Consider the following 21,416-nt stretch of genomic DNA (forward strand, 5'->3'; position numbering starts at 1 on the left):
TAAAGAGAATGAATATGCAACATATTATGGATATTACACACAGCTACCAATGGATAACGCTTATTTGGTGGGTTTTAATTGGCTTGTTTGTCGTGATTTACATCATTCTTGATGGTTCCGATCTGGGGGCCGGCATTTATTCTTTATTCTATTCGGATAGTGAAGAAAAAGGATCGATCATGGCTTCCATGGCAGGCACCTGGGACGCAAATGAAACCTGGCTTGTGGTGGTAGGTGGGGCACTTTTTGGTACTTTCCCCATGGCCTATGGTTCACTGTTCCACTATTTAATGATTCCTCTGATGTTTGTACTTTGGGGTATCATCCTGCGGGCGATATCTTTGGAATTTCACCACTATTCAAAACGCAGTAGAGTTTTTTGGGATTTGGGATTTGGGGTTGGTAGCCTGATGGTGGCATTTTCTGCGGGTGTTTCTTTGGGGGCATTTCTTCAGGGATTCCCGATGACGGGGACAGAGGTGCCTACATTTTCTGGCAGTTATCTAGCATTTCTAACCCCGTTTAGCCTTTGGACAGGAGTCACTGCAACGATTGCTGCTTCGTTGGCCGGGGGGGCCTATCTTCGGGCCCGTTTTGATCGGGAAAGCAATATTTACCATAACGCATTGAAATGGACGAATGTTATGTTTTATCTGGCATTGGTGGCCATTCTCAGTACCGTTATCTGGACATTTATCCAGTTTTCATGGGCCAGAGATAAGTGGACTGGACCCTACTGGTGGGCTTTTATGCTTTCAGGTGCTGTGGTTCTGTACGCCACCTGGGCAATGCGTAATGCATCACATCAGCAGCGAGATGTGCGGGCCATGCTTTGGCTCGCTGTTATTGTCTTTATTAATTTTTCAATCATGATGGTGACGCTCTATCCTTGGTTTGTACCTGGTACCATGACTATATTTGATGCGGCTAACCCTTCAAACTCATCAGGTGCCTTTACCTATACCATGCTTGGTTTCGTCCCCGTCATGCTTTTTTACAACTTCTATCAGGCTTGGGTTTTTCGAGCTCGACTTAGCGAGTTGGCAGGATATGACAACTAATTTTCACAGCAATGATTGCCGTAAAATCATAAAGACAAAAACTGTAAGAAGCAGAGTAGTTTGGAAAAGCCATGATTGGTGCTTATATAAGTATTGACATTCAGTTGAGAATGCTTTTGCGAGGATTAAACACTTTCGTACAATATCAATGAGATATGACGAATTAGCAAGGGATTACGTTAGTATGGTATCACTGGCGTTTTCAATGACGTGGCTACCGATGTATCGCTGAGTAAAATTTATACAGAAAAAGATAAACAGCCCCTAGTCATTTGCCGGAAAAATAGCTGCAAACCGTAGCAGAGCCGGATTGCAGGGTGAAAACGAGAGGTTCTGGCAGGGGCCTTAACGCGTGTCGGGCCCGTGTATAGTCGTCCTTTCGTGATGACGTTGTTGTTGAGCTCAACGCATCGCGTGATGTGGTATCAGAGTCTGGTATTCACAGCAGTGCTGCCATTTCCAGCAAAATCTGTTCACACCATTGCTGGAGGCGTTCATCACTCAGGTCGTATTGATTCACGTCATCCAGCGCCAGTCCGACAAAATGTTTACCCTCTGCCGTTAATGCTTTCGGACTGATGAATTCATAACCTTCGGTCGGCCAGTAGCCGATAAATTTCACGCCCAGTGGCTGCAATTGGTCATGTAACATGCCCAGCGCATCAAGAAACCATTCGCTATACCCTAGTTGGTCGCCCATGCCATATAACGCCACGATTTTTCCCCGTAGATTCAGCTCGGGAAGCTGGGCCCAGATAGCCTCCCAATCTTCCTGGATTTCGCCAAAATCCCAGGTGGGAATGCCAAGGATCAGGATGTCGTACTCTTCCATGTGTTGCGGGGCGACGTCTTTGACATTGTTCAACTCAACCAGTTCTTCACCCAGAATGTCGCGGATTTTCTCTGCCGCCATTTCTGTGTAGCATGTGCTGGAACCGTAAAAAAGACCGATATTCATAAGCAGTTGATGATTGTTGAATGGATGAAGGATACCGTTTACCACGATGGGCAGAACGGTGTTATGGCCGCTAGCCTAACGGAATATTCGGTGCTCGTATAGACGAAATGATGATGTGATTCAGGAAGCGGTGAAGGTAGTAACGCCTTCACCGGAGTTTGATGACAATGTCTATATAGCGGCGATAATGAGAAGATCGTAAAGACGCTGCAAGTACCTCCCTGTAAGCTCAAGCCGCGCCATCCCTGGCGCGGATGCTTTACTTCTCTTCCTCATTATCACCGTTCTGACGCTCTACGTAGGTTTGTCAACGGTCTGCGGTGAAGGCAGTAACGCCTTCACCGTGAAGATTAATCGAACGAGTGATGGCGGGTTTCTTTGGTCAGCAACAAGGCAATCAGCGTCAATGATGCCATCGCGGCCAGATAAACACCCACATAGAACAAACCATAGTGGTTGGTCAGCCAGGCGGCGATATAGGGTGCAACGGAAGCGCCCAGAATGGATGAGACGTTATAGGAAAACGATGCGCCGGTATAACGCACTTCCGTGGGGAACAGTTCCGGCAGCAGAGCACCCATCGGGCCAAAGGTTAATCCCATCATGCTCAGCCCGCACACCAGAAATGCCATGATCAGTATTTGATTACCCGAGCCCAGCAGAGAAGGGAAAACCATCGCGAACACCAGCATTGCGCAGGTTATCACGATCATGGTTTTGCGACGGCCAAAAATGTCCGCCAGATGGCCGGCTATCGGGATCGTCAGGCCAAAACCAATGACCGCAATCATCAACATCCACAGAAAGTTATTACGTGGAATACCCAGACCGACAGGGACTGGCGTAGTGCCGTATGTCATGGAGTAGACGGTCATGATGTAGAACAGCGTATAGGTGGCCAACATGATGAAAGTGCCGAGAACTGTTGCTTTTAGGTGTTTATTTAACAGCGTACCTATCGGGATACGTACCTGCTTCCCGGCTTTGACCGCTTTGGCAAACACCGGTGTTTCATGCAGGGAAACTCGAACATAAAGACCGATGATGACCAGTACCGCAGAGAAAATAAACGGTACACGCCAGCCCCAGTTCATAAACTGCTCGTTGGTCAGTCCCCAGGAGAGCAGCAGGAAAGTGCCGTTAGCGAAGAAAAAGCCAATCGGCGCACCTAACTGTGGGAATGAACCATACAGCGCACGCTTATGGGCGGGGGCATTTTCGGTTGCCAGCAGGGCAGCGCCACCCCATTCACCACCTAACCCCAGCCCTTGTCCGAAGCGGGCCAGTGCCAGCAGCAATGGTGCCATAACGCCGATAGACGCATAGCTTGGTAACAGGCCAATAAGTACGGTGGAAATACCCATGGTTAATAGTGAGGCAACCAGTGTGGCTTTTCGTCCTATGCGGTCGCCAAAATGGCCGAACAACGCCGAGCCAATGGGGCGCGCAATGAAGGCAATGGCAAAGGTGGCCAGCGATTGCAGCGTGGCTGCCGCGGCATCGCCCTGGGGGAAGAAAATATGCGGAAAGATCAGCACTGCCGCAGTGGCATAGATGTAAAAATCGAAAAATTCGATCGCGGTACCGATCAATGAAGCCACCACAACCTTGTTACGGGAGTTAACCGGTGTGGCAAGAGCGTCATTTTCGATGGTGGATGTGATGGAGGCTTGCATAAGTTTTTCTTTTTTTTAACATACGAACGCGCATTCTATGCATAGAAAAAACTTCTTTTCAAACTCAGCTAACGTTGGTTGCCAGGCCTTATGGGGCGCGTATCCCGGAAGATTGAGAAATAATGAAACATAATTCCTTAACGTCTGGGTTTTGCCACAGGATGTTACAAATATGAACATTATTGCCGAATTGTACCCCGTTCATGCTTGTGGAAAATAATGGTGGGAAATTGACAGGCAAGGGATGGTAATAGGGAACGACCGGTTCTGATGAGAAACGATACACTCTGGCAGGTGAAACTGTCTCGGGTGTACAGCCGTCCCTGGCTGTTGAACAACGACTAATAGCTGGTTTTTTGCTGCGTTGCAGCGGTTGTGGCGGGTTTGAACTGCGCCAGACGCGCATCCAGCGCCTCTGTATAGAGCATGGTATCTACGCCAACCGCTACAAAATTGGCTCCCCAGGCAATACATCGCTTCGCCATGTCGACATCTACTGCCAGAAAACCGGCGGCTTTGCCAGCGGCGCGAATGCGTCGGATACTCTGTTCGATAATTCGCTGTACTTCCGGGTGGCCTGAATTATCGGGGTAGCCCAGCGATGCAGAGAGATCGGCGGGACCGATAAAAATACCGTCAATGCCTTCTACTTCCAGTAGCTCGTCCAGATTATCCAGCGCGGTTTTACTTTCCGCCTGAATCAGCAGACACAGCTCTTCATTGGCTTTCGCCATGTAGTTTTCTACTCTGCCCCAGCGTGCGGCACGGGCAACGCTGGCGCCGACGCCGCGTATGCCATGCGGCGGATAACGGGTCGCTGATACCACGTCCCGTGCCTGTTCAGCGGTATCCACCATGGGGATCAGCAAGGTACGCGCACCGATATCCAGTACCTGCTTGATGACACTGCGTTGTCCTTCTACCGGTCGGATAACGGGTTGGCTACGATAAGGCGCAATGGCCTGGAGCTGATGATAGAGATCTTGCATCGTGTTGGGTGCGTGTTCGCCGTCGATCAGTAGCCAGTCGTAAGATGATGTTGCGGCTATCTCTGCCAGATAAGACGATGTACTGCTGAGCCATAGGCCTATTTGTACCTCTCCATTCTGGAGTCCCCGTTTGAACGGGTTGGCTAATACCTTGTTGTTTAAGGCATCCTTTTCTAATTCACTGTTCATAATAATCCTTACTTCAGGTGGTGCTTTAGCGATTGACCTGGGTCGTCAGCGTTGCCTTTTTTGCCACACTCAGGGTGAGAATAATCAATGTGCCAATAACCGCGACGCCTGCGAGGGCCAATAGTCCGGCAGCACTGTTATGGAAGAACGATTCGGCGTTAACACGGATAAGTGGTGCCAGAAAACCGCCAACTGCGCCGAATAGATTGACAAAACCAATCCCTGCCGCCAGCGCCGTACCGGAAAGCAACTGCGTCGGCATGGTCCAGAATACCGGTTGTACGGCGATACATCCGACTGCCGCTACACACAAGGCGATCATCGCCAATATAGGGCTGACGAGGCCGGAAATACCAATACCGAGTGCAGCTGCCAGCAGCGTCATCGCCGCGAGGTTGCGACGGTTACCCGTTTTATCAGAGTAATAGGGAATAAGTAACGTACCAAACAGCGACGCTACCCAGGGAATGGCAGCAACCAGAGAGACGACAAAGCCGACTTTGGTGCCCATCAGTGCTGCTACCTGCGTCGGCAGGAAGAAGATCAATCCATATACTGCAATCTGAATGGTCATGTAAATAATGGCTAATTGCCAGACCCGGCCATTGGTGATGGCATCGGTAAAACGAGAGGTGGTTTTTTTCTCCTCTTCCCCTGACAACTGCTCTATTAGCGCCTGTTTTTCTTCTGTACTGAGGAAACGAGCCTGCTGTGGCGTGTCATCAAGATAGAAGAATGTCACTAGTCCGGCAATTACCGCTAGTCCGCCTTCGATGATGAACATCCAGTACCAGCCAGGATGCCCCATAAAACCATGCATCTCCAGTAGCGCGCCGGATAGCGGGGAACCCAGCGTCAACGCCAGTGGCGCACCCATGTAAAACAGTCCCATAATCCTGGCTCGATGGTTTTGTGGGAACCATTGCGAGGTCAGATAAATCATGCCAGGAAAGAAGCCCGCTTCCGCCGCACCCAACAGGGTTCGTACGAGCAAAAATTTGGCTTCGCTATCAGCATATCCCATTGCGGCAGAGAGCAAACCCCATATCAGGGCGGTGCCTCCAATCCAGCGACGAGCTCCCCATTTGCGCATCAACAAGTTGGCTGGGACGCCGAGGAAGGCGTACACCACAAAGAAAATACCGGCGCCCAGTGCATATGCTTCGTTGCTCAGACCGGTATCAAGCTGATAAGCCTCTTTAGCAAATCCGATATTGGAGCGATCGAGAAATGCCAGGATGTATAACGACAGCATGAACGGAATCAACCGCGCACGGTTCTTTTTCACCGCGCTTTCCAGAACGGTATTCATAGTATGTGTCCTCGTCAGAGGTGATGTGTAGCCACGGTCCCCCAGCAGGTAATGGGGCCCGTGACAGCGCAATTAATGGGTATAAGGGCGCAGCAGGTTGAGATCCCGGTTCAACTCGACGCCGAATCCCGGTTTATCAAGCACTGACTTGTGCATACGACCGTTTACCGGCACCGGCTCATTGAGCAGGATGGGGTCGAACTGCGGACGTAGGGTGGAGCAGTCAGGGCTGGTCATCAGGAATTCACTGAACGGTGTATTGGTAAAGGTGATCACCGCGTGATGGGAATAGACGGATGATCCGTGCGGAACCACTAGCTGGCCGCGAGATTTGGCGATAGCGGCAATCTCGACTAGTGTGGTCAGGCCGCCACACCAGCCGACATCCGGTTGCATGATATCGATGCCGGTTTCCGCCAGTGTACGGAAGGATTGCAGTGTGCCGTGGTGTTCACCGCTGGTGACCATCATTCCCGCCGGCGCGCTGCGTTTCAATTCCCGGTAGCCTTCATATTGCTGTGGCGGCAGACACTCCTCGATCCATTTCAGGTTGTAAGGCGCACAGGCGTGGGCGAGTTTGGTGGCGTAGTTGACGTCCTGGCTCATCCAGCAATCAAGCATCAGCCAGAAGTCTGGTCCGCATTTTTCGCGGAAATCCGCCACCATGGCCGTATCTTTGCGGATGCCTTCATCACCATCGTGTGGCCCCCAGTGCGTGGGCATTTTGCCGCCGATAAAACCCATTTCTTTGGCGAGGTCGGGACGTGCGCCAGTTGCATAGAAACGGATCTCGTCGCGTACTGCGCCACCCAAGAGTTTATACACTGGCAACCCCACGACCTTGCCAAACAGATCCCATAGCGCCAAATCAACGCAGGAAATGGTGTTCATCACCAGACCACCAGAACCGGAGTAGTACATGGTGGCGTTCAGCATCTGATCGTGGATCAGCTTGATGTCGCTGACGCATTTGCCTTCAATGAAGCGGTTGAGGTGTTTTTCGACAATAAAACAGCCCATTTCACCCGCGGTAGACACCGCAAAGCCCGTTTGGCCGTTATCCGCTTCGACTTCCACCACCAGTGTACCCAGCACGTTGATCCCGAAAGACTGACGTGACTGTTCATACTGTTTGTATTTGCTCATCGGTGTGGCGATGTGATCGTCGATCCAGTGGTTGCCTCCCTGATCGTGGTAATCGGCACCACCACTGCCTTTCTCTGCGGTGGCTCCACCTAAGGTCCAGGCGCGGATATGTTTGATAGTAGGTAAGGTCATCTTTCATTCTCCACTATTGTAGTTATATATAAGGTTTAGGCTGTTTGGGAATCGAACGGACTTCTCCAACCCAGTAAACGGGAAATATCCCTGGCGCAGGCGAGGGTTTGGCTCGCGAGCAGATCACGGTTGTCGTTATTGATTTGCAACCGTGTTCCTACTGCCGAAATGGCGGCAGTGAGTTCGTTACGACTGTTGAATACCGGTGCGGCGACGCAGCGAACATCCCCATAATCTTCGCCATTGTCATAGCTCCAGCCCTGGCGGCGAATATGGTTGAGTTCGGTGTGTAATTGCTCCGGTGTCGTGATGGTGCTGGGGGTTTTGGCTGTGAAGTCGAGGTCGGCAATAATTTTTTCGCGCTGTTCTTCCGGTTGCCAGGCAAGCAGACATTTGCCGATACCTGAACGCGAGAGCGACAGGCTTTTCCCTTCATGTGAACGCACACTGATGGTGGAAGAGGATTCGACTTTCAGAATGTAGTAGGCGTTTCCATTGTCAATGATTCCCAGATGACAAAGCAGGTTGGTCTGCTCCATCAATTGTGTCAGGCGTGCACGGGAGATTTCACGCAGATCGATTTTGCTAAGCGCGTGTTCTGCCAATTCCACCAGTTTTGTCCACAGGCAATAGTTATCGTTGGTATCCACAGAGATGAAGCGATGCCGCTTCAGTTCAGCCAGCAACAGATAGGCGGTGCTTTTCGGGATGGTGAGTTCAGCAATGATCTCTGCGGCTGAAAGTGGACCTCGGCGGGCAATTAGATTCATGATCTCTATCGCGCGGGTCAGCGCCGGAACTTTGCTTGATTCCAACATATTGGACTCCTGTCTTGCTTAGTGGAATCAGTATTGTGGGTTCTCTTCAGGTATTATGTGACGGAGGTCATGTAACCGTAGGTGGTGCGAAAAAACGGGAAAATAGCATTTATAGTTGTGAGCAACTTCACGGATTTTTTTGTTTTGAGTACAACAGGTTGTACTGACAATTCATATTACGGAGCCGTCTTCATTTTCTGTTGGCGTAACATGGGGGGTATTCAGTGTGGTTTTATTCCATTTACGTTCTGTTGCAACGGAAAATAGTCTGTAGAGACAGATAAGCGTCAGCCGAAAGATAAAGAGGAAAAGCGTATGCATGAACAGGATCAGGCATTGATTGAGCAGTTTCTCGATGCCTTATGGCTGGAGCGGAATCTGGCGGAGAATACGCTGGCGTCTTATCGGCTGGATTTGCAGTCGCTGGCCGAGTGGCTGGCGCATCACGACAATCATCTGTTGCAGGTTCAATCACTGGATTTACAAGCATTTTTGGCGGAACGGATCGAGGGTGGCTATAAAGCGACCAGTTCGGCTCGTCTGTTGAGTGCCATGCGGCGCCTGTTTCAATATCTTTATCGGGAAAAACAGCGGCTGGACGATCCTAGTGCGGTGCTCTCTTCTCCCAAGTTACCGCAGCGTTTACCAAAAGACTTGTCGGAGGCGCAAGTCGACTCTCTATTGAAGGCACCCAGCGTCGAGCAACCACTTGAACTGCGGGATAAAGCCATGCTGGAAGTGTTGTACGCCACTGGGTTGCGTGTTTCCGAACTGGTGGGACTGACCATCAGTGATGTCAGCCTGCATCAGGGGGTGGTGCGCATAGTCGGAAAAGGTAACAAGGAACGGCTGGTGCCGCTGGGGGAAGAAGCGGTTTACTGGCTGGAGCAGTACCTGGAATACAGCCGTCCCTGGTTACTGAATGGCCGGACACTGGATATCATGTTTCCCAGCAACCGGAGTCAGAAAATGACTCGTCAGACTTTCTGGCATCGTATCAAGCACTATGCGATTCTCGCCTCTATTGATAGTGCGAAACTCTCTCCGCATGTTTTGCGTCATGCCTTTGCGACCCACTTATTGAACCACGGCGCTGATTTGCGGGTTGTACAGATGCTGTTGGGTCATAGTGACCTTTCCACCACGCAAATTTATACACATGTCGCGACAGAGCGCCTTAAACAACTGCATAAACAGCATCATCCTCGGGCATGACAGGCCATTTACGGATATGATGACTGACGAAGACCTGCCATAACGGATTAGCCCGGCGCATGCGCCTTACCGATAACAGGATTAACGAATGAAAAAGAGTGTATTACTGCTTTCTTTGTTGGCTACCAGCGTAACCGGGCTGGCTCACGCCGATGATGCGGCAATTAAACAGACACTGGCCCGTCTGGGGATGCAAAATGCAGAGATTCAGGACGCTCCGGTCAATGGGATGAAAACGCTGCTGACCAACAGTGGTGTGTTGTATATCACCGAGGATGGCAAACACCTGCTACAGGGGCCGCTATATGATGTCAGCGGTAAGACACCGGTCAATGTCACGAATCATGCGCTGAAAAATAACATGGAAGCCTTGCAGGATCAGATGATCATCTACAAGGCGGCGCATGAAAAGCACGTCATCACGGTATTCACCGATATCACTTGTGGTTACTGCCGCAAGCTGCATGAGCAGATGAGCGATTACAACGCCCTGGGCATTACCGTGCGCTATCTGGCGTTTCCACGGCAGGGGCCTCACTCGGAGACAGCAAAAGACATGCAGTCCATCTGGTGTGTCGCCGATCGAAAAAAAGCGTTTGATGCCGCGATGAAAGGGGATGATATTTCCCCGGCTACCTGCAAGACCGACATCACTGCGCAGTACCGGCTTGGCGTATTGTTCGGTGTACGGGGTACGCCGGCTGTCGTGATGGACGATGGCACGGTGGTTCCAGGTTATCAGGATCCGAAAGAGATGCTTGCTATGCTGGAAGCGCATAAGGCATCACTGAAGTCAGGTGATTAAGTGGAATTCATTACCCAGCTCCGTCGCCGTCCGGCGGCGGAACATATTGATTTACCCGTTTCTCTGCCGCCTTTGTTACGTCGGCTGTATGCTCAACGTGGCGTTAAGGCGGCACAAGAGCTGGAACGCAGCCTGCGGGGATTATTGGACTACCATTTGCTGGACGGTATTGAACATGCGGTTGATGTGTTACAGCAAGCACTGGCCGACAACCTTTGCATCGTGATCGTCGGCGATTTCGACGCCGACGGTGCCACCAGTACCGCATTGACGTTGTTGGCGCTGCGCAGTATGGGTGGCCGTCATATTCAATATCTGGTGCCAAATCGCTTTGAAGATGGCTACGGCCTGAGTCCGGAGGTGGTGGCGCAGGCGGCGGCAAAAGGCGCGGAATTAATCGTTACCGTGGATAACGGTATCTCTTCCCATGCCGGTGTGGATGATGCCCATCAACGAGGCATTAGCGTACTGGTGACTGACCATCATCTGCCGGGTGAAACTCTGCCTGCCGCCGATGCCATGATTAACCCCAATTTGTCCGGCTGTGCGTTTCCGTCCAAATCGCTGGCGGGCGTCGGTGTGGCGTTTTATCTGATGATGGCGCTACGTGCCAGGCTGCGGGAGACTGGCTGGTTCGTGCAACAGGGACTGGCTGAGCCCAATCTGGCAGAATTGTTGGATTTGGTGGCGCTTGGCACTGTTGCTGATGTGGTACCGCTGGATGCCAATAACCGCATTCTGGTCGCGCAGGGGTTAAGCCGTATTCGCGCGGGAAAATGCCGTGCGGGTATCCGTGCCTTGCTCGAAGTTGCTAATCGTGATGCGAGTAAATTGGCCGCCAGTGATCTGGGCTTTGCGCTGGGACCGCGGTTGAATGCGGCAGGACGGCTGGATGATATGTCCATCGGTGTAGCATTGCTACTAAGTGATGACATTGTGCAGGCGCGGATGCTGGCCAATGATTTAGATGCTCTGAATCAGACCCGGCGTGAAATTGAACAAGGAATGCAAGTGGAAGCGCTGCGTCTGTGTGATCAGTTGGAACGCAGCCGTGACGCATTACCTTATGGGCTGGCAATGTACCACCCGGAATGGCATCAGGGCGTGGTTGGCATTCTGGCGTCACGTATCAAAGAGCGCTTTCATCGTCCGGTGATCGCTTTTGCGCCTGCCGGTGACGGTATTCTGAAAGGTTCAGGACGCTCAATTGCTGGCTTGCATCTGCGCGATGCGCTGGAGCGACTGGATACGCTTTATCCCGGTTTGATGCTGAAATTTGGCGGCCATGCGATGGCCGCTGGACTATCGCTGGAGGAAACCCATTTTGATGAATTCCGGCTGCGTTTCGGTGAGTTGGTGGGCGACTGGCTGGATGCATCGCAGTTAGAAGGTGTGATCTGGTCGGACGGAGAGCTGGAATTACCTGATCTGACGCTGACTACTGCGGAAATGTTGCGTGAGGCTGGCCCGTGGGGGCAGGCATTTCCGGAGCCAACATTTGATGGACGTTTTCGTCTGTTGCAGCAAAAACTGGTGGGAGAACGTCATCTGAAAGTCATGGTGGAACCGATGAACGGCGGGCCCCTGCTGGATGGTATCGCCTTTAACATCGACACGTTGTTGTGGCCTGATATCAGCGTACGGCAGGTGGAGATGGCTTATAAACTGGATGTTAATGAATACCGCGGCAAACGTTCGGTACAGTTACTGATTGAACATCTGTGGCCGTTGTAATGCCGATTCGTGGTGATTATCCTGTTTTTGCCTTTGCTCTGGTCTCGGCATCTTGCCAGCCAGAGCCCGATCGCGTCGGATAGCGTCAAAATCTGTACAGATTGCTATAAACCCTGAGCTTAATCCGTTAGAATTGATGGTTTAAATGCATTCCGTCATCTACGACTTAACGTAAGATCCTAAAAATCATGTTTGAAATTAATCCGGTAAAAAACCGCATTCAGGACCTGTCTGAAAGAACAGCCGTCCTTAGGGGGTATCTTTGACTACGATGCCAAGAAAGAACGCCTCGAAGAAGTAAACGCCGAGCTGGAACAGCCTGACGTCTGGAATGAACCAGAACGTGCACAGACGCTGGGGAAAGAGCGCTCCTCGCTGGAAGCCATTGTCGAAACTATCGACCAGATGACACAAGGACTGGACGATGTAACTGGCTTGCTGGAGCTGGCGGTGGAAGAGGACGACGAAGATACCTTCAACGAAACCAACGCCGAACTGGATATTTTAGAAAATAAACTGGGTCAGCTTGAATTCCGCCGCATGTTCTCTGGCGAGTATGACAGTGCAGACTGTTATCTTGATATTCAGGCGGGCTCTGGCGGTACAGAGGCCCAGGACTGGGCCAGCATGTTGGTGCGCATGTATTTGCGCTGGGCGGAAGCCAAAGGTTTCAAAACCGAAATCATTGAAGAGTCTGATGGGGAAGTCGCTGGCACCAAGTCTGCCACCATCAAAATCATGGGTGATTACGCGTATGGTTGGCTGCGTACTGAAACCGGCGTACACCGTTTGGTGCGTAAGAGTCCATTTGATTCCGGCGGTCGTCGTCATACCTCTTTCAGTTCCGCTTTCGTCTACCCTGAAGTGGATGACGATATTGATATCGAAATCAATCCTGCGGACCTGCGTATTGATGTTTACCGTGCCTCGGGGGCGGGTGGTCAGCACGTTAACCGAACCGAGTCTGCGGTACGTATTACCCATCTTCCTACCAACATTGTTACTCAGTGCCAGAATGACCGTTCCCAGCATAAAAACAAAGATCAGGCGATGAAACAGTTGAAAGCCAAGCTGTACGAGTTTGAAATGCAGAAGAAAAATGCTGAGAAACAGGTGATGGAAGACAGTAAGTCAGATATCGGCTGGGGAAGCCAGATTCGATCCTACGTGCTGGATGATTCCCGTATCAAGGATTTACGTACCGGGGTGGAAACGCGAAATACTCAGTCGGTACTGGATGGTGATCTGGATAAATTTATTGAAGCAAGTTTAAAAGCGGGGCTATAAGGAATCCACATGTCTGAACCTCAATCACAGGGTGCCGAGCAGGCGCAGGATCTTAATAACGAACTGAAAGCACGTCGTGAAAAACTGGCAGCGCTGCGTGAAAAAGGCATTGCATTCCCGAATGATTTTCGCCGCGACAGCATCTCTGAACAACTGCACGCCAGTTACGACGATAAAGAAAATGAAGAACTGGAAGCACTGAATCTTGAAGTCACGGTGGCTGGCCGGATGATGACCCGCCGTATCATGGGGAAAGCCTCTTTCGCGACGTTACAGGACGTTGGTGGCCGTATTCAATTGTATGTTTCCCGTGACGATCTGGCGGAAGGCATTTACAACGAACAGTTCAAAAAGTGGGACCTGGGGGATATTCTCGGCGCACGCGGTAAGCTGTTCAAAACCAAAACCGGCGAGCTTTCTATTCACTGTACTGAACTGCGTTTGTTAACCAAAGCACTGCGTCCGTTGCCGGATAAATTCCACGGTCTGGCGGATCAGGAAACCCGTTATCGTCAGCGTTATCTGGATTTGATCGCTAACGAGGAGTCCCGTCACACTTTCCGCATCCGTTCAAAGGTGATGGCTGCGATCCGCGGCTTCATGGTTGGTAACGGTTTTATGGAAGTGGAAACGCCGATGATGCAGGTTATCCCCGGCGGTGCAGCGGCTCGCCCGTTCGTGACTCATCACAATGCGCTGGATATTGATATGTATCTGCGCATCGCGCCGGAACTGTATCTGAAACGTCTGGTGGTGGGAGGGTTTGAGCGCGTATTTGAAATCAACCGCAACTTCCGTAATGAAGGCGTTTCCCCGCGCCATAATCCCGAGTTCACCATGATGGAGCTTTATATGGCGTATGCTGATTATAAAGACCTGATTGTGTTGACGGAAAGCCTGTTTCGTACGCTGACGCAAGACGTGCTAGGCACGACGATCATACAGTACGGCGATCAGACTTTCGATTTCGGCAAACCGTTTGAAAAGCTGACCATGCGCGAAGCGATTTGCAAATATCGGCCGGAAACCGATGTCGCCGATCTGGATGATTTTGATAAAGCCGCCGCGATTGCTCAGTCTTTGGGGATCAAAATCGAGAAAAGCTGGGGCTTAGGTCGCATCGTAACCGAGATCTTTGAAGAAACGGCGGAAAGTAATCTGATTCAACCCACCTTTATTACCGAATACCCGGCGGAGGTCTCTCCGCTGGCGCGTCGTAATGATCAGAATCCGGATATTACTGATCGTTTCGAGTTTTTTATCGGTGGTCGTGAAATTGGTAACGGTTTCTCCGAGCTGAATGATGCGGAGGATCAGGCTGCACGTTTCGCCGATCAAGTTCGAGCCAAAGACGCGGGTGATGATGAAGCCATGTTTTATGATGAAGACTATGTCACGGCGCTGGAGCATGGTATGCCGCCGACGGCAGGTTTGGGTATCGGTATCGACCGTATGATAATGCTGTTCACCAATAGCCATACCATACGCGACGTGATCCTGTTCCCGGCCATGCGCCCGCAGAAATAATCACTGTAACTATCGTGATATCAAAACCGGTGCCTTATGCGCCGGTTTTTTTGTCACATTCTCTACTGATTGCTGTACTGGCAGGTTGATTGCTCAAACCGTATGCAGTTGGCTGGGTTTTTGTCTTGCCCGGCAAACAGATAGCGTTATAATGCAGTGCAATTTATTATGCGAGCGTAGTTCAATGGTAGAACGAGAGCTTCCCAAGCTCTATACGAGGGTTCGATTCCCTTCGCTCGCTCCAAAAATAGTCTAATCTCATACTCCTTACCAAATTTCATCCTCAATAAACTTTTTCTTTTGCGTTGCGGTTGTTTCTGCGCCGTGATGTGAGCGCGTGCACGAACGGACATGGTAAAGCGAGAATGGTTGGTGCCAGGCACGCGTTGAGCCATCGTAATGTCTATACTAATGGTATTATGGCGGCAATGAGTACCGATATGAGAGCGACAGAGGAAGCGTCAGACATCTAACTGGAGTGGTCAAGGAGTAAACATATCGGGTAATTTTCTTTCTAACGGCGTATTATTAGCCACCCATCTATGGTGAGGAAACCGTGATGTCTTTTTTGGATGGATTAAAACTGTTTAATGAGCGGAAAGTTTCTATCGCGTGTCCTAAATGTGCCTATGTGACTAAACAGACAGCCTCAAAAATCAGTAAGGATGTTACGCTGATTTGCCCTAATTGCGGCACGCTTTTTTTGCCTAAAGATGCGAAACCGTCGTAAATTCTAGAATATAGAACCTATAGGTTTTATTAAAAAAATACATTATTAGCGTTGATCTGATTTATTAGAGGATATGCGATTTATTTATGTAAAAATAAATGATTTATATATTTTTACAATTTTCATGGGCGAGTTATTTTTATCATTATTTTCATGGTGGCAATTTTAATTATAAATAAAAATCATCGGTGATTTATTTGAAAGGCTATCTGTGATGTCGTGGAATAATGGATAGTGAAATGATTATATTGACCCCTATGTTGAATGCAAAAAAAACAATCCACATTATATGGATTGTTTTTTTATGAAGCTTAGCTGCTCAGAGATATACTTTCATTGCTGTTATAAGCTTCATTGGCGCATACTGGTTACAGTATAACGACATTACCTGCTGACGGTCCTTTCTGGCCATTCTCAATAGAGAATTCCACATTCTGACCTTCATACAGTGTTTTGAAATCATCACTCTGGATAGCGGAGAAATGTACGAATACATCTTTGCTGCCATCAGCAGGGCTGATAAAACCAAAACCTTTATCGGCGTTAAACCATTTTACTAAACCAGTCATTTTATTAGACACAGATATTTCCTTTATATTTTTTTCCACAAAATGTGGATATTATGGCCTGCCTTCGAGATAGCTTATGATGCACTTAGGTGAGACCTATGAAGAAGAGATATCTATGATAGCGCTTGAACTGAGGACTGCTTTACTAAAACTGCTTACATAAGGTCTGACTTGCAAACCGATGGCGCTATTAACACACATCTGATGTTCATTAAGCAAGCTTTATTTTTATAAAGTTCAATAATCCTTAAAAAGTCAGTAGTAAAAAGTCGAAGGAAGGCATAAATACTCAGTGAAATGATTATCGTCATGAATGGTATCGTTATGATTTGTAGCATGATATTTATCATAGATCGTTGTCTTGGATCCTTCCTCAACAAATAGTGGGTATAAGAGAAATAAAATCTCTCCTGAGATAAACCAAACCGTTTATATCAATGTATTCGTAGCGTTATAAAATAATTGGGTAGAAGTAGGATAGTAATTAAAAGTGGCATTTTTAAAATGTCTATTGGCAGTGGGTTTGTTATGTTGGTATTTATTTGAAACTAACTTTCAATAAGATATCAAGTGCAGTATGGTTAGCGGAGTGTTGGAGTTGACGGTGAATATTTCACTCTGATGGAATGTTTTTTGAGGATGAACGTTATGTCTGAATTCAATGTGTATAGCAAAAACTGCCCAGCCCGCTTTGTACTGGATCGTTTATCTAACAAGTGGGCGTTATTGATTTTGGATCGCTTAGCAGATGAACCGGTACGATTTAACCAACTGCGACGGGATGTCGAAGGAATATCTCAGAAGGTGTTGTCACAGACACTGAAAAATCTGGAACGTGATGGTCTGATTCACCGGCAGGCTTTCGCCACGGTACCGGTGACAGTGGAATATTCCATTACCTCGTTGGGGCAAACATTAGTTAAAACCATTAACGAATTAACACATTGGGCCGAAAACAATATCGAGGTGATAATGCAGTCTCAGCAGCGTTACGATGAGGCTAATGTCACCGCGTCACTTGCTTAACAGGAGTCAACCCGTGGTGTTTTACACCTTGCTCAATGGACATGTAGAATGTGCGCACTGTTTCCCTGTTAATTTGATTTCATTATCAGACAGTCAAAAACACATGATAATCAATAATTGAATTGAAATTTGTCTTTCAAGCGCGGTACTAAGGGCGAGAGCGTGATTAAGGATTGTCAGTTGTCGCTTCGGATTAGCTCTTGTCGGACCCGAGCAATTTCGTCATTGGATGTAATAGCATGAAAATACTGGTTACAGGCGGGGCCGGTTTTATTGGTTCCTCGGTAGTTCGTCATATCATTAAAAATACGGCGAATGCTGTTGTTAACGTTGATAAGCTTACCTATGCGGGAAATCTGGAGTCACTGACCGATATCGAAAACCATGAACGGTATACGTTCGAGCAGGTCGATATTTGCGATCGGCCCAGAATGGATCACGTTTTCCAGGTGCACCAGCCAGACGTTGTCATGCATCTGGCTGCAGAATCGCATGTTGATCGCTCAATTGATGGCCCGGCTGCCTTTATTGAAACGAATATCGTGGGAACTTATACCCTGCTGGAGGCTGCTCGTACTTACTGGAATACATTAGGTACGGAGAAAAAATCCGGATTTCGTTTCCATCATATCTCTACCGATGAAGTCTATGGTGACCTGGAAAGTGCTGACGGGCTTTTCACTGAGTCGACATCTTATTCTCCAAGCAGCCCTTATTCTGCCTCCAAGGCGTCAAGTGATCACCTGGTTCGGGCATGGTATCGGACTTATGGTTTGCCGACCATCATCACTAACTGCTCGAATAACTATGGCCCCTACCATTTTCCGGAAAAGCTCATACCACTAATGATCCTTAATGCGCTTGAAGGGAAACCGCTACCTGTCTATGGCGATGGAATGCAGATTCGTGATTGGCTATTTGTTGAGGATCATGCCAGAGCCCTTTATAAGGTCGTTTCCGAAGGGAAAGTCGGGGAGACGTACAATATTGGCGGTCATAACGAAAAAACCAATATTGGTGTGGTGAAAACAATATGTTCACTATTGGAAGAGTTGGTTCCCAATAAGCCCCAGGGCGTGAAGGCGTATCAGGATCTGATTATCTATGTTAAAGATCGGCCCGGTCACGATGTTCGTTATGCTATTGATGCCGGGAAAATTGCACGGGAGCTTGGCTGGGTACCGGAAGAAACCTTTGAGTCCGGGATTCGCAAAACAGTAGAGTGGTATTTGAATAATCAGAGCTGGTGGAGCCGTATCCTTGATGGTTCTTATAGCCGTGAACGGTTAGGCGCGGGGGATAAATAATGAAAGGTATTATTCTGGCCGGTGGTTCCGGCACTCGTCTTTATCCCATTACTCGCGGCGTATCAAAGCAGTTGTTGCCTATCTACAATAAGCCGATGATCTATTATCCGCTTTCGACACTGATGCTAGCAGATATCAGAGATGTGCTTATTATCACCACTCCTGAGGACAGTGATAGTTTCCGCCGCCTGCTTGGGGATGGCAGCAGTTTTGGCATCCATATCGAATATGCTATTCAGCCCAGTCCAGATGGTTTGGCCCAGGCATTTATTATTGGCGAAAAGTTCATTGGGCAAGACAGATGCTGTCTGGTGTTAGGGGATAACATTTTCTACGGACAATCATTCAGTAAAATGCTGAAAAGTGCCGCTGAGAAAGTGTTCGGTGCCACGATATTTGGTTATCAGGTAAGAGATCCTGAACGTTTTGGCGTAGTTGAATTTGATACCGAAATGAAAGCCATCTCAATAGAAGAAAAACCAGCTAAACCCAAATCACACTATGCTGTCACCGGTCTCTATTTTTACGATAAACGAGTTATTGAGTTTGCCAAGCGAGTAAAACCCTCTCACAGAGGAGAGCTGGAGATTACGTCAATTAATCAGATGTATCTCGATGATGGCTCATTGAACGTAGAGATTTTTGGTCGCGGATTTGCCTGGTTGGATACGGGAACGCATGAGAGTTTGCATGATGCGTCTTCTTTCGTACAAACCATTGAGAATGTGCAAGGGCTAAAAGTAGCTTGTCTGGAAGAAATTGCCTGGCGAAATGGTTGGTTATCTAATCAAGAGTTGATGTCGCTTGCTGAGCCTATGTTGAAGAATGAGTACGGTAAATATCTTATGGCTCTGCTTAAATAACCGAACGATTTCAGGATTGGAAATCATGAAAGTATTAATTACGGGTAGTGGTGGTCAGGTAGGACATTGTCTGGTCTCTCAATTGGCCGGTAAGGCCGAACTGTTGGCCGTAGATCGGAATGAACTGGACATCACTGATAAAGTAGCGGTGGCTCGTGCTATCACGCAATTCAAGCCTGACTACATTATCAATGCGGCGGCACATACTGCTGTAGATAAAGCCGAAGATGAAATAGATCTCTCTTATGCGATAAACCGTGATGGGCCAGCCTATCTTGCCGAAGCGGCAAAAAAAATCGGTGCGGTGTTGCTGCATATCTCGACCGACTATGTCTATGATGGTGACAGTGAATCTGTTTATGATGAGTCAATGCCCTGCAATCCGCAGAGCGTATATGGCAAAAGTAAACTTGCCGGAGAACTTGCGGTGGCGGCAGCGACTGATAAGTTTTTAATTATGAGAACTGCCTGGGTATTTGGTGAGCATGGCAATAATTTTGTTAAAACGATGCTGCGCTTAGGGGCAACTCGCGAGGCACTGAGTATTGTTGGTGATCAGTTTGGTGGCCCAACTTATGCGGGTGATATCGCGGGTGCTTTGATCAAAATGGTGGACTACCTGGAAACAGGTAAAATTCCGGAATGGGGAATTTACCATTTCTCTGGTATGCCTCATGTAAGCTGGTTTGATTTTGCTAAAGCAATTTTTGCTCATGCAGCGGAAAAATCCGTCCTGCAGACGATCCCTGTTCTAACATCAATTCCCACTTCGGCTTATCCAACCCGGGCGAAACGGCCGGTAAACTCTCGTTTGAATTGCCAGAAGGTCAATGCACAATTTGGTATCGAACCGAGTAACTGGCAACTGGCACTAAATAATATTCATGCATATAAATAATAGATTATGAACGTTATCGATACTGAAATCCCTGATGTAAAAATTATTGAACCCGTTGTATTTGGTGATGAACGTGGCTTTTTTATGGAAACCTGGCAGCAAAAAAAATTCGAGGATATGGTAGTAAAACGCCCTTGCAATTTTGTTCAGGACAATCATTCAAAATCGAGACAAGGCATTTTACGCGGTCTTCATTATCAGACTGAGAATGCCCAAGGTAAGTTGGTGCGTGTTATTTCTGGTGAGGTTTACGATGTCGCCGTTGACATACGTAAATCGTCATCCACGTTTGGTCAATGGACCGGTGTTTACCTTTCTGCTGAAAACAAGCGTCAACTTTGGATTCCTGAAGGATTTGCGCATGGTTTTTATGTGACCAGTCATGAAGCCGAATTCGTTTATAAATGTACTGATTATTATAATCCCAATGCTGAGCAGTCCATTTTATGGAATGACCCTGATCTTGGTATTGAATGGCCGTTGACAGGAATCCCTGTCTTATCCGAAAAAGATAAAAAAGGTATATATTTCAATAGTATTTGTGGTGTTGAAGCCAAATTGTTTTGAGTGCTGGTTTAGGCACATTAATTGCGATCGTTGTCGTTGCTTCACAAAAAACGGATACGGGTGATTGGTCACTAACATCTGTTCACGGTATTCATGTAACGGCCACATTTGTTAGCACACTATGGGCTGAGGGATTTCCACAAAATTCACATCAATGAGCTAGTATTATACTTCGAAAAGTGCTGATAGGGTGGGCTAAATACCTGTCAGCCCCTTCGTCTTAATACTTGTGGTGAAATGTCTGGCTTAAATGGGAGCACTATAATTATATTATTGGTAATTACAACCAACACCATCCTTGCCAATACCACGATGGATTCATATCCAATGAATCGGAAAGATTCTGAAAATGACTAAAAAGCCATGGCCAATTTTTATTGACTACTTCAATGCTTCTAAATCGGTGCCCAGAATGACACTACAGTTATATAAGGGAACAACGAAACATTGTCTTGAAGTGGCTTCGTCCCTTTGGGATACGTCTGAAAAAACTCCTTCTATGCTGTCGAACTTGCCCGTAGGACGACTATGCGCCATGATTTCATTCTTGTTCTGCGTTACGTTTCATTGTGAATACCATCTCCATGGAATAGATACTGATAAAGCA

Annotated in this window: 19 protein-coding genes, 1 tRNA gene and 1 pseudogene; 14 read left to right on the top strand and 7 right to left on the bottom strand. The window is 48.3% G+C overall.

Annotated elements, in window-relative coordinates:
• Nucleotides 1–14 precede the first annotated feature (14 nt).
• Both PCO85_03725 and PCO85_03730 read left to right on the top strand, forming a co-directional pair.
• Nucleotides 15–1,061, top strand: a complete 1,047-nt coding sequence (locus tag PCO85_03725; protein ID WJV54571.1) for a cytochrome d ubiquinol oxidase subunit II — start codon at nt 15–17, stop codon at nt 1,059–1,061.
• 73 nt (nt 1,062–1,134) lie between these two features.
• A pseudogene (locus PCO85_03730) lies at nt 1,135–1,293 on the top strand (IS5/IS1182 family transposase).
• A gap of 207 nt (nt 1,294–1,500) precedes the next feature.
• Here PCO85_03730 and fldB read toward each other — a convergent pair.
• The 6 genes from fldB to PCO85_03760 form a co-directional block, all read right to left on the bottom strand.
• On the bottom strand, nt 1,501–2,019 hold the full coding sequence (gene fldB / locus PCO85_03735; protein ID WJV54572.1) for a flavodoxin FldB: 519 nt from the start codon (nt 2,017–2,019) through the stop codon (nt 1,501–1,503).
• A 350-nt stretch (nt 2,020–2,369) separates the two neighbouring features.
• A complete protein-coding gene (locus PCO85_03740; protein ID WJV54573.1) occupies nt 2,370–3,695 on the bottom strand; it encodes an MFS transporter in 1,326 nt (441 codons plus the stop codon).
• A 341-nt stretch (nt 3,696–4,036) separates the two neighbouring features.
• Nucleotides 4,037–4,873 carry a 2-keto-3-deoxy-L-rhamnonate aldolase gene (gene yfaU, locus PCO85_03745; protein ID WJV54574.1) on the bottom strand — a complete coding sequence of 279 codons (837 nt, stop codon included), beginning with the start codon at nt 4,871–4,873 and terminating at the stop codon, nt 4,037–4,039.
• 25 nt (nt 4,874–4,898) lie between these two features.
• On the bottom strand, nt 4,899–6,185 hold the full coding sequence (locus PCO85_03750; protein ID WJV54575.1) for an MFS transporter: 1,287 nt from the start codon (nt 6,183–6,185) through the stop codon (nt 4,899–4,901).
• 72 nt (nt 6,186–6,257) lie between these two features.
• Complete coding sequence (gene rhmD, locus PCO85_03755) at nt 6,258–7,463, bottom strand: L-rhamnonate dehydratase (protein WJV54576.1); 1,206 nt, start codon at nt 7,461–7,463, stop codon at nt 6,258–6,260.
• A gap of 35 nt (nt 7,464–7,498) precedes the next feature.
• On the bottom strand, nt 7,499–8,281 hold the full coding sequence (locus tag PCO85_03760; GenBank protein ID WJV54577.1) for an IclR family transcriptional regulator: 783 nt from the start codon (nt 8,279–8,281) through the stop codon (nt 7,499–7,501).
• Between the two features lie 315 nt (nt 8,282–8,596).
• On the opposite strand from PCO85_03760, the gene xerD reads away from it, so the two are divergent.
• The 7 genes from xerD (at nt 8,597) to PCO85_03795 (ending at nt 15,579) form a co-directional block, all read left to right on the top strand.
• On the top strand, nt 8,597–9,496 hold the full coding sequence (gene xerD / locus PCO85_03765; GenBank protein ID WJV54578.1) for a site-specific tyrosine recombinase XerD: 900 nt from the start codon (nt 8,597–8,599) through the stop codon (nt 9,494–9,496).
• Nucleotides 9,497–9,584: 88 nt separating this feature from the next.
• Complete coding sequence (gene dsbC / locus PCO85_03770) at nt 9,585–10,301, top strand: bifunctional protein-disulfide isomerase/oxidoreductase DsbC (protein WJV54579.1); 717 nt, start codon at nt 9,585–9,587, stop codon at nt 10,299–10,301.
• Complete coding sequence (recJ, locus tag PCO85_03775) at nt 10,302–12,035, top strand: single-stranded-DNA-specific exonuclease RecJ (GenBank protein WJV54580.1); 1,734 nt, start codon at nt 10,302–10,304, stop codon at nt 12,033–12,035. It begins immediately after the preceding gene.
• A 188-nt stretch (nt 12,036–12,223) separates the two neighbouring features.
• Nucleotides 12,224–13,322, top strand: a protein-coding gene (gene prfB / locus PCO85_03780) for a peptide chain release factor 2 (GenBank protein ID WJV54581.1) whose coding sequence is annotated in 2 segments (ribosomal slippage) — nt 12,224–12,298 and nt 12,300–13,322 — 1,098 coding nt in all. Because the reading frame shifts where the segments join, the coding sequence is not laid out codon by codon here.
• A gap of 9 nt (nt 13,323–13,331) precedes the next feature.
• Complete coding sequence (lysS, locus tag PCO85_03785) at nt 13,332–14,849, top strand: lysine--tRNA ligase (protein ID WJV54582.1); 1,518 nt, start codon at nt 13,332–13,334, stop codon at nt 14,847–14,849.
• A 170-nt stretch (nt 14,850–15,019) separates the two neighbouring features.
• Nucleotides 15,020–15,093: transfer RNA gene (locus tag PCO85_03790), tRNA-Gly, on the top strand.
• A gap of 315 nt (nt 15,094–15,408) precedes the next feature.
• Complete coding sequence (locus PCO85_03795; protein ID WJV54583.1) at nt 15,409–15,579, top strand: YnfU family zinc-binding protein; 171 nt, start codon at nt 15,409–15,411, stop codon at nt 15,577–15,579.
• A gap of 368 nt (nt 15,580–15,947) precedes the next feature.
• On the opposite strand, the gene cspA is transcribed toward PCO85_03795, so the two are convergent.
• Nucleotides 15,948–16,160 (bottom strand): RNA chaperone/antiterminator CspA, encoded by a 213-nt coding sequence (gene cspA, locus PCO85_03800; GenBank protein ID WJV54584.1) that lies wholly within the window; start codon nt 16,158–16,160, stop codon nt 15,948–15,950.
• 636 nt (nt 16,161–16,796) lie between these two features.
• On the opposite strand from cspA, the gene PCO85_03805 reads away from it, so the two are divergent.
• The 5 genes from PCO85_03805 (at nt 16,797) to rfbC (ending at nt 20,809) form a co-directional block, all read left to right on the top strand.
• The gene (locus PCO85_03805; protein ID WJV54585.1) at nt 16,797–17,174 is read left to right on the top strand and encodes a helix-turn-helix domain-containing protein; all 378 of its coding nucleotides are present in this window, start codon (nt 16,797–16,799) and stop codon (nt 17,172–17,174) included.
• 239 nt (nt 17,175–17,413) lie between these two features.
• A complete protein-coding gene (rfbB, locus tag PCO85_03810) occupies nt 17,414–18,481 on the top strand; it encodes a dTDP-glucose 4,6-dehydratase (GenBank protein ID WJV54586.1) in 1,068 nt (355 codons plus the stop codon).
• On the top strand, nt 18,481–19,344 hold the full coding sequence (gene rfbA, locus PCO85_03815) for a glucose-1-phosphate thymidylyltransferase RfbA (protein ID WJV54587.1): 864 nt from the start codon (nt 18,481–18,483) through the stop codon (nt 19,342–19,344). Before rfbB ends, rfbA begins: the two co-directional genes overlap by 1 nt.
• Before the next feature lie 25 nt (nt 19,345–19,369).
• Entirely contained in the window at nt 19,370–20,242 is an 873-nt protein-coding gene (rfbD, locus tag PCO85_03820) for a dTDP-4-dehydrorhamnose reductase (GenBank protein WJV54588.1), read from the top strand.
• A 6-nt stretch (nt 20,243–20,248) separates the two neighbouring features.
• A complete protein-coding gene (rfbC, locus tag PCO85_03825) occupies nt 20,249–20,809 on the top strand; it encodes a dTDP-4-dehydrorhamnose 3,5-epimerase (protein WJV54589.1) in 561 nt (186 codons plus the stop codon).
• Nucleotides 20,810–21,416 lie beyond the last annotated feature (607 nt).

The sequence above is a fragment of the Prodigiosinella aquatilis genome (genome assembly GCA_030388725.1).
GTDB classification, from domain to species: domain Bacteria; phylum Pseudomonadota; class Gammaproteobacteria; order Enterobacterales; family Enterobacteriaceae; genus Prodigiosinella; species Prodigiosinella aquatilis.

Coding starts and splice junctions, on each gene's coding strand:
- PCO85_03805 (WJV54585.1), top strand. CDS start 16,797: ATGTCTGAATTCAATGTGTATAGCAAAAACTGCCCAGCCCGCTTTGTA.
- PCO85_03760 (WJV54577.1), bottom strand. CDS start 8,281: ATGTTGGAATCAAGCAAAGTTCCGGCGCTGACCCGCGCGATAGAGATC.
- PCO85_03725 (WJV54571.1), top strand. CDS start 15: ATGCAACATATTATGGATATTACACACAGCTACCAATGGATAACGCTT.
- PCO85_03795 (WJV54583.1), top strand. CDS start 15,409: ATGTCTTTTTTGGATGGATTAAAACTGTTTAATGAGCGGAAAGTTTCT.
- rfbC (WJV54589.1), top strand. CDS start 20,249: ATGAACGTTATCGATACTGAAATCCCTGATGTAAAAATTATTGAACCC.
- rfbA (WJV54587.1), top strand. CDS start 18,481: ATGAAAGGTATTATTCTGGCCGGTGGTTCCGGCACTCGTCTTTATCCC.
- rhmD (WJV54576.1), bottom strand. CDS start 7,463: ATGACCTTACCTACTATCAAACATATCCGCGCCTGGACCTTAGGTGGA.
- fldB (WJV54572.1), bottom strand. CDS start 2,019: ATGAATATCGGTCTTTTTTACGGTTCCAGCACATGCTACACAGAAATG.
- PCO85_03750 (WJV54575.1), bottom strand. CDS start 6,185: ATGAATACCGTTCTGGAAAGCGCGGTGAAAAAGAACCGTGCGCGGTTG.
- xerD (WJV54578.1), top strand. CDS start 8,597: ATGCATGAACAGGATCAGGCATTGATTGAGCAGTTTCTCGATGCCTTA.
- PCO85_03740 (WJV54573.1), bottom strand. CDS start 3,695: ATGCAAGCCTCCATCACATCCACCATCGAAAATGACGCTCTTGCCACA.
- rfbB (WJV54586.1), top strand. CDS start 17,414: ATGAAAATACTGGTTACAGGCGGGGCCGGTTTTATTGGTTCCTCGGTA.
- lysS (WJV54582.1), top strand. CDS start 13,332: ATGTCTGAACCTCAATCACAGGGTGCCGAGCAGGCGCAGGATCTTAAT.
- yfaU (WJV54574.1), bottom strand. CDS start 4,873: ATGAACAGTGAATTAGAAAAGGATGCCTTAAACAACAAGGTATTAGCC.
- rfbD (WJV54588.1), top strand. CDS start 19,370: ATGAAAGTATTAATTACGGGTAGTGGTGGTCAGGTAGGACATTGTCTG.
- dsbC (WJV54579.1), top strand. CDS start 9,585: ATGAAAAAGAGTGTATTACTGCTTTCTTTGTTGGCTACCAGCGTAACC.